At 59.6% G+C, this 314-nt stretch carries 1 protein-coding gene; it reads left to right on the forward strand.

Features of this window, described 5'->3' with window-relative positions; genetic code table 11:
* On the forward strand, positions 1–314 hold a 314-nt coding region (locus P1J78_RS25330), incomplete at both ends, for a DDE-type integrase/transposase/recombinase (protein ID WP_275570128.1).

Here is a 314-nt window from a genome sequence, read left to right on the forward strand (position 1 = left end):
CGCGACAAGAAGGCGGCCCTGAAATTCCTCAGAAAATCAATGAAGCGCTATGGTCGGCCGGACTCCATCGTGACCGACCGGCTTCGGTCCTACGGAGCGGCGCTGAAGGAGATCGGTGCGGCCGATCGCCAGGAAACCGGTCGCTGGTTGAACAACCGCACCGAGAATTCCCACCTGCCATTCCGACGACGCGAGCGGGCGATGCTGCGTTTCCGGCGTATGCGAAGTTTGCAGAAATTCGCCTCCGTCCACGCCTCGGTCAGCAACCATTTCAACTCGGAGCGCAGCCTCTACTCCCGAGCAAATTTCAAGAA

Source organism: Psychromarinibacter sediminicola (assembly GCF_029168335.1).
GTDB classification, from domain to species: domain Bacteria; phylum Pseudomonadota; class Alphaproteobacteria; order Rhodobacterales; family Rhodobacteraceae; genus Psychromarinibacter; species Psychromarinibacter sediminicola.